The organism is Thalassoroseus sp., assembly GCF_984380535.1.
The window spans coordinates 119285-131888 of record NZ_CFHRBF010000020.1 but is presented as its reverse complement, the minus strand read 5'-3'; the positions used below and the strand labels follow the sequence as shown (position 1 = coordinate 131888).

General features: G+C 51.9%; 8 protein-coding genes. 7 read left to right on the top strand and 1 reads right to left on the bottom strand.

The annotated features are described in order from the left end of the window. Positions 1 to 26 precede the first annotated feature (26 nt). The 3 genes from AC5DDB_RS24750 to AC5DDB_RS24740 are packed head-to-tail and all read left to right on the top strand — an operon-like array spanning position 27 to position 5054. Positions 27 to 1337 (top strand): Gfo/Idh/MocA family protein, encoded by a 1311-nt coding sequence (locus AC5DDB_RS24750; protein ID WP_491742437.1) that lies wholly within the window; start codon positions 27 to 29, stop codon positions 1335 to 1337. Next, positions 1334 to 2071, top strand: coding sequence for a phytanoyl-CoA dioxygenase family protein (locus AC5DDB_RS24745; protein ID WP_491742436.1), 738 nt, complete (start codon positions 1334 to 1336; stop codon positions 2069 to 2071). Before AC5DDB_RS24750 ends, AC5DDB_RS24745 begins: the two co-directional genes overlap by 4 nt. 58 nt (positions 2072 to 2129) lie before the next feature. Continuing rightward, entirely contained in the window at positions 2130 to 5054 is a 2925-nt protein-coding gene (locus AC5DDB_RS24740; protein ID WP_491742435.1) for a discoidin domain-containing protein, read from the top strand. A gap of 74 nt (positions 5055 to 5128) precedes the next feature. Here the strand turns inward: AC5DDB_RS24740 and AC5DDB_RS24735 are convergent, their stop codons facing one another. Next, complete coding sequence (locus tag AC5DDB_RS24735; protein ID WP_491742434.1) at positions 5129 to 6559, bottom strand: sulfatase; 1431 nt, start codon at positions 6557 to 6559, stop codon at positions 5129 to 5131. A gap of 180 nt (positions 6560 to 6739) precedes the next feature. On the opposite strand from AC5DDB_RS24735, the gene AC5DDB_RS24730 reads away from it, so the two are divergent. The 4 genes from AC5DDB_RS24730 (at position 6740) to AC5DDB_RS24715 (ending at position 12418) form a co-directional block, all read left to right on the top strand. Continuing rightward, entirely contained in the window at positions 6740 to 8341 is a 1602-nt protein-coding gene (locus tag AC5DDB_RS24730; RefSeq protein ID WP_491742433.1) for a DUF1549 domain-containing protein, read from the top strand. A gap of 139 nt (positions 8342 to 8480) precedes the next feature. Continuing rightward, the gene (locus AC5DDB_RS24725) at positions 8481 to 9818 is read left to right on the top strand and encodes a DUF1501 domain-containing protein (protein WP_491742432.1); all 1338 of its coding nucleotides are present in this window, start codon (positions 8481 to 8483) and stop codon (positions 9816 to 9818) included. 25 nt (positions 9819 to 9843) lie between these two features. Next, on the top strand, positions 9844 to 10908 hold the full coding sequence (locus AC5DDB_RS24720; protein WP_491742431.1) for a WD40 repeat domain-containing protein: 1065 nt from the start codon (positions 9844 to 9846) through the stop codon (positions 10906 to 10908). A gap of 145 nt (positions 10909 to 11053) precedes the next feature. After that, complete coding sequence (locus AC5DDB_RS24715) at positions 11054 to 12418, top strand: Gfo/Idh/MocA family oxidoreductase (protein WP_491742430.1); 1365 nt, start codon at positions 11054 to 11056, stop codon at positions 12416 to 12418. Positions 12419 to 12604: the final 186 nt, after the last annotated feature.

The following is a 12604-nucleotide window of genomic DNA, read 5'->3' as shown; positions in this document are numbered from 1 at the left end:
CATCCCACAAGACAACGACAATCCTCATGCATACTTCGTCAATCGATCGTCGCGGCTTTTTGGCTTCAACGCTGCTTGGTGGTTCGGCTGCCGCCTTGATACCGTTCGCCGGTGTGAGTTCCGCGCAACAACCCTCCGCCCGGAGTGCCGCCAACGACATTGGCGTCGGTTGTATCGGTATGCGATACCAAGGCAGCGTGATCGCAAACAAGGCCGCGTTGTACGGCAAGATTGTTGCGGTTTGCGATGTCGATCGCCACGTGCGAGATCAGGCGAAGGCAAGTTTCGGTAGCACGCCCCGACACTTCGAAGACTACCAAGATTTATTGAATCGGAAAGAGGTCGATGTCGTTACCATCGGCACACCGGACCACTGGCACACGAAGATGGTGATCGACGCCTGTCGCGCTGGCAAAGATGTCTACTGCGAAAAACCGTTGACGCTCACAATCGACGAAGGCAAGCTCCTCCGCGACGTTGTGACGGAAACCGGCCGCGTTGTTCAAGTCGGCTCTTGGCAACGTAGCGATCATCGCTTTCGACAAGCCGTCGAAATGATTCGCCAGGGGAGAATCGGCAAACTCACGCGTGTTGACGTCGTACTGGGCAAGAACAATACAGGCGGGCCGTTCGAAACCCGCAAACCACCGCAGAATCTCAATTGGGATCTTTGGCAAGGACAAACCCCCGATGTCCCCTATGTGGAAGAACGTTGCCATTACACATTCCGTTGGTGGAAGGAATATTCGGGCGGGCAAATGACCGACTGGGGGGCTCATCACCTCGATATTGCTCAATGGGCCATCAACAGTCTGCCCGTTGAAATCCAAGGCAAAGCGAATTGGCCGACGATCGAAGGCGGCTACAACGTGCCCGTCGACTTTAATGTCACCTACAAGTACGAAAACGGCGTGACAATGACTGTCGCCGATGAAGGCCGCAATGGAATCCTTTTCACCGGGGAGGAAGGGCGAATTTTTGTCAACCGGGGAGTCCTGTCAGGCAAACCTGTAGACGATCTCGCTGGGAATCCGTTGGAACGTGAAGATTGGCAGGTTTACGACTTCGACAACCTCGAACGCCCCGAACGTGCCGGGAAGTTGGATGCCATCGTCAATCATATGGGGAACTTTTTCGATTGCGTTCGAGACCGAAAGACACCTGTTTCCGACATCGAAAGTCAACATCGCAGTGTAAGCACGTGTCACCTTGGAAACATTGCACTTCAACTGGGCCGACCATTGAAGTGGAATCCACAAAGTGAAACGTTTATCGACGACACTGCCGCCGACAAGTTGCGAAGTCGTGAGCAACGACAAGGATTCGAAATCGCATGACGGTCGCCAAGCCCCTGGTCTCCGACCAACAACGTCAACAATACATCGACGAGGGCTATTTCATTCTCGAAAACGTGATTCCGCCGGAGCATCTTCAAATCCTGCGGGATTCCTGTGATTATCTCATCGATGTCATGCACGCAGAAATGGACCGGCTAGGGACGGACCATATTCACATTAGCCATCGAGGAAAACGCTATCACATCGCAAAGCAATACGAACAAGCACCGCGATTGCAAGAGTATGTTTTCAGCGATTTGATGGCTGAGGTTTGTCGAGCGACAATCGGAAACCAAGCCTACCTGTTCTACGATCAGTATGTGGTGAAATCAGCGGAACAGGGGATTCAGTTTTCTTGGCATCAAGATGGCGGGTACCTCGGGTTTCCGCACACACCTTATGTAACCGTCTGGGCAGCGGTTGACGACATGACTATCGAAAACGGCACAGCCTATGTCCTGCCTTTTTCGACGGTGGGAATTCGGTCGCTCGTCGAACACATTCGTAACCCGGAAACCGGTGACAAAGTGGGATACTTCGGCAGCGAACCCGGAATCCCCGCGATTGTCCCCGCTGGCAGCCTCGTAGTGTTTAGCTCGTTGACCTTTCACCGCAGTGGCGCCAATACAACCAGCCGCATGCGACGGGCATACGTAACGCAATACTCGACTGAACCGATCCTTCGCCCCTCGGACGACAAACCCCTCCACCTCGCTGTCCCCTTTTTGACATAACTCGCACCGTTGCGTCACCCCGACGAACATCTGACGTCTTCTCAGTGTTGTCATTGAAATGAGTCATCCGACGATTGCGAAAATTCATCCATTGAAAGCCAATACTCGAATGTTCAAAGCCAGCCTTTCGATTGCGATCATGCTCTCGTTCGCATCGCCGACTTTCAGCCAGCAACATTGGAGCGGTGTTTACCCCCACCTAACCATGTGGAACGGTGAAGGGGAATGCGGTACTGGGGCAGTGGTTCCCTGGCAGGGAAGTTTGTGGGCTGTCACCTATGCGCCGCATCAACCAGGTGGCTCTTCCGATAAACTCTATGAAGTCACGTCCCGTCTTGAGCAGAAGATTTTCGAGGGCAGTGTCGGCGGGACGCCTGCAAATCGCATGATTCATCGCGAGTCGAATCAGTTGCTCGTCGGCCCGTATGTTATCGATTCCCAAAAAGCGATTCGCGTCCTTCCCCCGTCGAAGATGTTTGGGCGTCTCACCGGTACTGCAAGACATCTGACGGACCCGGGCCGGAAAGTCTATTATGCAACAATGGAAGAAGGACTCTATGAAGTTGATGTGACTTCATTAGACGTGAATTGTCTCATTCGCGATGGCAACAATGGCGCCCCTCCGACAGGCCTGGTTAGCAAGTTACCGGGCTATCATGGCAAAGGACTCTACACAGGCCAAGGACATCTCATTTACGCGAACAACGGTGATCGCGATCCACGAGTCAAAGTCGACCCAACGGTTCCATCAGGAGCTTTGGCGACATGGCAAGGTCAAGGTGATTGGCAACTTGTCCGTCGAAATCAGTTTACCGAAGTCACCGGTCCCGGGGGCATCGAAGGGAATACGAACCCGACCCGTGATCCGGTTTGGGCATTGGGTTGGGATGCCAAGTCGGTTCTGCTGGCACTCTTTGAAAACCAACATTGGCACTACTATCGACTGCCGAAGGGTAGTCATAGTTACGATGGTGCCCATGGCTGGAATACCGAATGGCCGCGAATTCGTGAGATCGGCGAAGACCATTTGCTTGCAACCATGCATGGCACATTCTGGAAATTCCCGCCGAGCTTTTCACGCAGCAGTTCCGCGGGAATCGCTCCGCGTTCGAACTACCTCAAAGTGATCGGTGATTTTTGTCGTTGGCAGAACCGAGTGGTCTTCGGGTGCGACGACTCGGCGGCATCGGAATTCTTGAATACACGGGCATTCAAAGCCAAGCACGCTAGTCCGGGACAGTCGAACTCAAATCTCTGGTTCGTTGAACCGAAAACACTCGACCAACTCGGCCCCGTCATCGGACGAGGTTCCGTCTGGCTGCGAGAGCGTGTCAAAGCCGCTGAACCGAGCGACCCTTATTTATTCTCTGGCTATGATCACAGGCAATTGTCCCTCACGCATGGGAATAAAGAACCGGTCACCTTTACAATCGAGGTCGATCGGGCGGGAGCGAATCAATGGCAACCGCTCCGTAAAATCGAGGTTCCGCCGGGAACTGCGGTCTTTCATGTCTTCCAGATGCAAGAAGAGGGAGCCTGGATTCGGTTGACGAGCAATCAGGATGCAGAAAACGTCACGGCCCATCTTCAATACCGTAACGTCGATCAACGAACGACTCAAAACGATCCTCTCTTCCAAGGCCTCGTCTCCGTCGAACAGAAACCTCACTCGTTTGGCCTCATGCGGAGTCTGACGTTTAACCGACTCGGACTTGTGGCTTCCGAGAACTCAGATGGCAAGGATGCGAGTTTCTATGAATTGAATCAGGAAATGGAGTTGAAGCCGTCGCAATCCAATTTTCAGTCGGGATTCATCGCGAAAGTATCTCAGCCGGTCGATGGCATTACCGTCGATTCCGCTTCCGTGATTGTCGTCGAAGATGGAAAACGATATCGACTGCCGAAGAATGATCAATTCGCAAATGTCCTTCCGAAGTCGAAACACGGGGCCTCTTTGGCAGATCAGCTGAAACAGCATCTCGCCATTGGTGCCAAAGTGAGAACGAGTTCGGTCCATGCGAATTATCAGGCAAGCCATGCTGTCGATGGTGTAGTTTCCGACAACGAACGCTGGATTGGCAAAAATGATGGCGAAGTCTGGATCGAAATTGATCTCGGCCAACCCAAAACAATCCAGAGCATTTGGGTGATTACCGGCTGGCAAGACGACCGTCAGTATGTGGCTCAAAACTTCGACATCCAGATGAAACAGAATGACGTCTGGAAAACGGTTCCCGGAGGAGCGATCCGCGACAACCAACTAGTGCGACGTGAAATCGTCTTCCAGAAACCGATCACCACGCAGCAACTACGACTCACTTCGAACACAGACGATTTCCTTCGCATTTACGAGATCGCTCCGTTCGCTAGTAGACTCGATGTTAGAGAAAACTCAATTGCGGGGTTCTCTCAAGCGCGCATTTGTCGAGAAGTGGCGACCGAGCGGGACTTACTCAATTTCCACGGGACGTTCTACGAACTGCCAGCACGGAATGCACAGGGACTAGCGAAGATTCGCCCGATCGCAACCCACAACCTTGCGATCCATGACTTCTGTTCTCACAACGGCCTCTTGTTATTCACAGGCATTGATGCCAGCACACAGAGCCATCACATCATTCGAAGCAATGACGGAAAGGCCGCTGTTTGGGCGGGCGTTGTCGATGACCTTTGGAAGCTCGGTAAACCACGTGGTACGGGTGGGCCTTGGTATCGAACCGATGTCGTAGCAAACGAACCATCCGACCCCTATTTGATGACCGCTTACGATCACAAACAACTCGCAATATCCTCTAGCAACGATGCCACATTTCGTATTGAAGTCGACATTGATGGAACCGGCCTTTGGATTCCCTATCAGTCATTTTCTGTCCAAGCGGGCCAAACACTCGAACATACGTTCCCAAAGGGATTTAGTGCCTATTGGGTCCGAGCGGTGAGTGATGTCGATACCAATGCCACGGTGACGTTTCACTATCAATAGGACTGCCCCGAACAACTTGAGTCCTGCAAACACGCCGACGTTGATATTCCCTTGTCCTTGCAGAGCATGAGACACTAGTTCAGAGATTTGAGTTTTGCTTCCAGCTGAGCATCCAATTCCTTTTGCACCCGCTGATAGTCTCCTGGACGATGGGCCAAGTTCGTGAACTGATGCGGATCCGCTAGAATGTCATAAAGTTCCACGTCGCCATTGGCATAGCGTATGTAGGCCCATTTGTCCGTCCGAAAAAGATGATCATTCTTACCACGCAAACAATACACGGCGTCGTGCACAACATGATTGTGATCAGCCATGGTCGGCACCAGACTCTTCCCTTGGACATGCTCCGGAATCGGCAATCCGCAAAGCTCTGACAAGGTCGGATAGATGTCGATTTGCTGACTGAGAGCCGACCTTTCCCCCGGACTCTGACCAGGAACATGGATAATAAACGGGATCCGTGTCGATTCCTCGTGCAAACTCATCTTCTGCCAAAACTCGTGTTCGCCTAAGTGATATCCGTGATCCGCGGTAAACACGATCACAGTATTCTCACGAAGCCCTAACCGATCGACGGCATGGATGATCTTTCCAACTTGCGTATCCATGTAACTCATTGATGCGTAGTACGCTTCCAGGACCTTCTGTTTCGACAATTCGGTGGTCAGCCCGCTACGCGAACTATTCTTCGAAATCCCAGGTTTCGGGATGTCGTCCCAATCATTCTTCACCTGAGTCGGCAAAACGATTTGCTTGGCCGAATACGGTTCGAAGAAAGACGCGGGAGCAACTAGCGGAACATGTGGCCGCACTAAACCGACTGCAAGAAAGAACGGTTGATCAACGGCGGCACGTTGCTCTAACAATTCGACAGCTTTCGCTGCGGCTTTATGGTCGGCTTGCTCGGCACCATTCCCTTCTCCCCGAACAACATAGAACGCACCGCCATAACCCAACCCATAATGAATCTTGCGTTCGGGGTCTGCCTTGAGTTTCTCGTTGGTAAGGTGTTCATGTTCTCCAAGACTCCATTGTTCGGGAGCTTGGCAGTTGAATCGCTCGGTCCAAGAAGCCGCATGATCAGGACCATCGACGCCCGCGGTAATATCGCCAGGCACACGCATATGGTAAATCTTGCTCACGCGAGCCGTGTAATAACCATGATTGCGGAAATGTTGCGTCATCGACGGACGACGCCCTAAATTTCGCGTGAACCTGTTCGATGCACCGTTCGAAGTCACACCGATCGCTTGAGCATACATTCCCGACATCAACGCCGCTCGCGACGGACCACACACCGGGTACTGAGTAAAAGTCCGCGTGAATCGCAGGCTCTGCTGAGCCAAGGCGTCAATGTTTGGCGTTCGACACTGAGCATTTCCATAACATCCCAAGGCCTGACTACCGAGATCATCGGAGATGATGAACAACACATTGAAACGGTCCTCGGCAAATGTGCTGGTCACCGAAAGAATTGCCAAGACGGTTGTTAGTAGGCGAAACATATTCAACCTCGATTCACGTTGAAAAGAATTGATGCCACTTTACCACGTCGATCAGAAAAACTCAGCGGACTTCACAAGAATCCGTTCGCCATCATGCGGTTCATGACTTTGAACTGCGGGTATGGTACAATCACGAGTCCACAATTTTATCCCCGTTGAGCCGTCAATCGGACTCCCGCCATGCGTTTCATCCAACACCTGATTTGGTTACTCGCCTTGAGTCTTCCTTTCGACAGGCTATATGCCGCCGAAAGCCAAAATCTCACAGCCAGGATCGATGAACTGATCCAAAGTCGATGGGTGGAACACGACGTCGCTCCAGCAAATGTGGCATCGGACGAACAGTTTGTTCGGCGAATTTATCTCGACTTAGCCGGACGAATTCCGACACCGACCGAGCGACAAGCGTTTCTGGATGATCAGCGTGTCGACAAACGCGCATATCTGATCGACACGCTTTTAAGTTGTGAAGACCATGTGCAACATCTGACCGATGTTTTCGATACGCTATTGATGGGACGTGGCAGCGAGAGAGCATATCGCGAACGCTCCCAGCACGGGTGGCGGGCATGGCTGGAGAATGCGTTTCGTGAGAACCGCCCTTGGGACGAAATGGTTCGAGAGATTCTGCTGGCCCGTCCTGAGTCCAAGGCTGATCGTGGTGTCGTGTGGTTCTTGTACGAACGAAACAACGACTATCAAAAGATTGCCGAAGCGGTTGCACCGGCTTTTTTTGGGATCCGCATTGAGTGTGCTCAATGTCATGACCATATGATCGCCACCGAGATCGAGCAAAGACACTATTGGGGTCTCGTCGCGTTCTTCAATCGCGGAAAAAACACCAAGTCCAAGATCGGGCCGCAAGTGGCGGAGTCGGCGGTCGGCGGGTTCTCCGATTTTGCCAATCTGGAAGGCAGTAGTTCACCAAACTTGCTTACGTTCTTTCAGGCGAAAACTGTCGAAGAAGTGCGGCCGAATGCAGACGCCAAACAAGAAGACCGAGACGAACTCTACCGTCCGCGAGACAACCAAGACATCCCTCGGATCCCAAAGTTCTCACGTCGGGAAATGCTAGTCGAGGAGATTGTCGAGGGACATCCTCTTATTGCCCGTTCATTCGTCAATCGTATCTGGGCGATGTTGCTTGGACGAGGAATCGTTCATCCGTTCGATGAAATGGACAGTATGCATCCGCCCTCCCACCCTGAGTTACTAAACCTTTTGACGAACGAGTTTCAGAAATCGCAATTCAACATTCGAGAACTCATCCGTGCGATCGTACTCTCTCGCGTCTATCAACTCGATTCGCGACGTCCCGATGGCGTTGAAGATCCCGCCAGCTTCGCGTGGTACCTCGAACGACCGTTGACTGCCGAGCAATTTGCTCGTTCATTGCTACTTGCGGTTCGTGGAGAATTCAAGAACGATGCCCCACTATTACGTCAATTGAGAGAACCGCTGCCGGATGTCATGTCAGATTCAGTGAACACGGACGTTACCGAAGCTCTGTTTCTATCGAACGGCGAAGCGATCAACGGACTGATTTCCCAGCAACTTGACGAGAAGCATTTGATGACCAGATTGAACGCCATCAGTTCCGTTCGCTTGCAGATTCGCGAAGTCTATCTTGTGATATTCGGTCGTCTGCCTGCTGAGATTGAAACCGAACGACTTGTTGCGTTCTTACAAACATCCGACACCAATACCCAAGATCTCAGCCGACGTTGGCAACAGGTCATTTGGGCGATGCTGATGAGCGCGGAGTTTCGTTTTAATCACTAGGATGCGATCAGGGCGGATTGCGAACACAAGGTGCTCTGGTATCACCCTTGGTTAATCGCATCAGCCTAGTCTTTATAGGACAGCAGTTCCTAGTTTGAGTGATCCCTAGCAATCTCAAATGGTTTGAAGAGAGTATTCTATGAGTTCAGTGAGTTCTCAACCGAACCAGCAACAAACGTGTGGCAGCCCCGAGCATGCCATTCATCGTCGTCTGTTTTTGCAGGGGTCACTCGCCGCGACTGGGGCATCCGTAGCGAGTTTCTCGGGCTTGTTTTCCATTCCTGCCATTGCCAAAGAAACCCAGCGAAGCGGTAAGAAGTGTATTCTGCTTTGGCTATGCGGTGCTCCGAGTCAATTCGAAACATGGGATCCTAAACCGGGAACAGCGACTGGTGGGCCATTCTCTGCCATTCAGACTCGCTTGTCAGGCGTACAAGTCAGCCAGCTGATGCCTCAATGTGCCACCATTCTGGATCAGTTGTCGATCGTGCGTTCCATGCAGACGGAACCGCGGGAGCATTTTCAAGGGATCGATGTTTTGACTCGTGGCGAAAAGCCTCGTCCCCCGTTCACGCGTCCAATCCTTGGCTCCGTGGTCGCAGAACAACTAGGACAGCTCGACAGCCCGGTGCCACAGTTCGTATTGCTCGATCCCTGTCCGGAAGGAAACGAGTTCAAAGCGTTCAAAGCCGGAAATTGGGCCGGCTGGTTAGGGGCTCAGTATGGACCGGTGCGAGCGGGTGGTGAGTACTCGATCCCAAACTTAGAACGGCCGGAGACACTCACGGAAGCCGATCACTCGGATCGCGAAGCTCTCCGAAGTTTTCTCTCGCGTAAGTACGAGAACGACCGGAAAAGCGAAGCCGCCGCATCTTACAATGCCGCGTTTCATCGGGTCAAAGGGCTTATGAGTTGTGCCCCACTGTTCGACTTAGAACAGCTTCCGGAAAAGGACCGCCAGCGTTACGGTGGTGGGGCATTCGCTCAGCATGCGCTGCAAGCTCGACATCTCATTGAGAATGGATCGACGTTCGTCATGGTCGCGAATGGAATGCCCTGGGACAATCATGTGTTTCAACACGAAATGCATCAAATGCTAGTCCCGGAACTCGATAATGTTATCTATCAACTCGTCACCGACCTTCGCGAGCGGGGAATGTTGGACGATACGCTTGTCATCGCCATGGGAGAGTTTGGCCGCACACCTTGGCTCAACGAAGCACGTGGTCGCGACCATTACCCGAACGCATGGAGCATGATGATGACGGGCGGAGGGATTCAGAAAGGTGTGGTATATGGAGCAACCGACGAACTCGGCGTAGAAGTCACCGAGAATCCTGTCGACAACCGAAGGCTGTTTGCCACGATCTTTTCGGCATTGGGAATCAATCCTCAAGAATCCTATGACCTGCCAGACTTGCCGACGTTTCAACGTGTGGAAGGTGATGCAAAGCCGATCCGAGAAGTTCTCATTTAACTCCTGACTTGCTCCAGTAATCCCTATGAAATCTCTCACACTTCAAAAATCGATCGACTTCAAAGTCCCCACCGGCGTCTTGGCTGCCGGTTTACTGAATGACGACAAGCAACTTGCATTGGGTTGCATGGATGGAGTCTACATTGCGGAACTAGAAACTCGATCAAGTCACCAGATCGGCACGCATGATAGCTATGTGAGTTCCGTCGTCAGTGTGCCGACTCATAAATTGATCGTGTCTGCAGGTTATGACGGCTGCTTAAACTGGTTCGATTCGCAATCGTTCCAAAAAATCCGAACGCAGAAAGTTCACGACTTTTGGTCTTGGGATCTGTCTGTGTCTCCAGATGAATCGAAGTTAGCATCGGTCACCGGACAGTACCTTGCGGGGGGATACAAATACGAACCTGCTCCCGAACGCGAGCCATCGCTAAAAATCTTTGGGGCACAAACCGGAGAACTTCTGCACGAACTCGAACATGTTCCTTCAGTTCAAGCGGTCGCCTTTAGTCATGATAGTCGCTATGTGGCGGCAGGAAATCTGATGGGCGAAGTTCGCGTCTGGGATTGCCAGTCGGGGCAACAAGTTGCGAACTGGACGACTGACGCCTTGACAAGTTGGGGAATCATTAAAAGTCATTGTTATCTCGGCGGCGTGTTTTCTCTGAAATTCACCCCTGATAGCAATGAACTCCTTTTAGCGGGCATGGGACCAATGCGTGATCCGATGGCCGGGAATGGTCGTCAGCTTTGGCAGAAATGGGCCTGGAAAGACACACCTCAGTTGACTGGCGAGATCCGAAAGGAAGACGCCGGGGAAGGCCTCATGGAGACGCTTGCACTTCACCCAGGCGGCGAACTATTCGCAATGGGCGGTCGACTAAGAGGCGGCCAATGGAATGTGGCAATCTTTGATCTTTCCACTGGCCAACAACTCGCGACACAAAAAACCGGATATCGGGTCACGGAAGCAAATTTCACTCAAGATGGTAATCGTCTTGTCCTAGTCGGTTCTCAAGGCCAACCGCAACCCAATCAAGAGCGAAAGTTCGGCGAATTTGGTCGGGTTGAAGTCTATAATTGTTCTTGACAATAAATCCCCTAACTTGGCTTGTCTGCATATCAGTCAAAGTTAAAAACAGTTCTCCCGTCTTATGACGTGAATCCGTCGCATGTCGGAAAACCAAGTGATAGAATAAGTCCAGCAAGACTATCGATCGACGAAAGGTATAACAATGACACATCTCAATCGCCGCGAGCTACTGAAGTATTCCCTGGCGGCCTCTGCAGCGGTCACACTGGCGCCGAGTACCGGCTTTGGTCAGGTTGCAGAGAATGACAAACTGAACTTGGCAGTGATCGGCTGTGCGAATCGCGGTGGAGCAATTGGCGGGGAAGCCGTCAAACACAAGATGACTCAGTGTGTTGCTCTCTGCGATGTTGTTCCGTCTCGTGCGGAAAGTTTTAAGAGTAAGATGAAAGACAATTGCAAAGATGCGGTTGTCTACGATGATTTCCGCAAGATGTTCGAGGAAATCGGCGACGACATCGACGTATGTACGATCGGCGTCCCCGATCATGCGCACTTCCCGATCGCCATGTTAGCCATGTCGATGGGTATCCATGTTTATGTGGAGAAACCACTTGCTCATACGTTTGAGGAATGTGAGCTTCTCATTCAGGCTGAGAAGAAGTTCGGCGTAAAATGCCAGATGGGTAATCAAGGTCATTCCAGTCGCCAACGATTGCAGTTTCAGTCTTGGGTTGATGAAGGAGTGATCAAGAATGTTCGGCGTGTTGATGCTTGCATGAACAAAGGTCGTCGATGGCATCCTTGGGGTGATGTCAAAGGTTTTCCTGGTGAAGGAAATATGCCGGAGGGCATGAACTGGGAGGTGTGGACGGGTACCGCGCCAATGCATGCCTATAGCAGTAAGTTCGATCCTGGTAACTGGCGGGGGTGGTACGATTATGGAAACGGAGCCTTCGGCGACTGGGGGCCGCACACCCTCGATACGATTCATCGCTTCCTCAAACTCGATCTGCCGCATACCGTTCGGGCTGAAAAAATCATCAAGCCGAACGATTACATCTATCCTCATGGCACCACAATCGCGTTCGACTTCCCTGAACGTGGGCCCGATATGCCGGAGATGACGATTAACTGGTACGACGGCGTCAAGAATCGTCCGCCATCCGAAGATGGAGTGAGCATCCCCGCATGCGGTAAAGCAATTTACAGCGACGACCTGACCTTCGTTGGTGGCACACACAGTGACACACTGAAAGTTGTCGGCGGCGACCAGCAGAAAGAAGTCGCTGCAGATTTGCCTGGCCCGTCTGTTAGCGAGACATCGACGAATCATATGGACAACTTCATCAAAGCCGCTGCAGGCCTCGATCCATATTGCAACTCGTCATTCGCAGTATCAGGCCCGCTGACCCAGGTCTTTATGTTAGGCTGCATTGCACAGCGTTTAGGTGAAGACCTCAAATTCGATGCTGCGACGCGTCAGATCACGAATAATGCTCGCGCGAACGAACTTCTGAAAGGCCATGAACCGCGAAAGGGCTGGGAGGAATTCTACAAGTTCGTCTAGTTTCGATTTCAAAACTAGTAAGTCACAATTGACATCTGCAAGCGGCGTGAGACTAAGGCGTGACTGAAGTATACAGACTCAGCGTCGAACTCTCGCTGCCTGCAGAATGTCGAACCATCATGTCGACAGAGATAGGTAACATCACGAACTCAACTTTCACATCATGAAGCCGTAAACCGGGTTGGT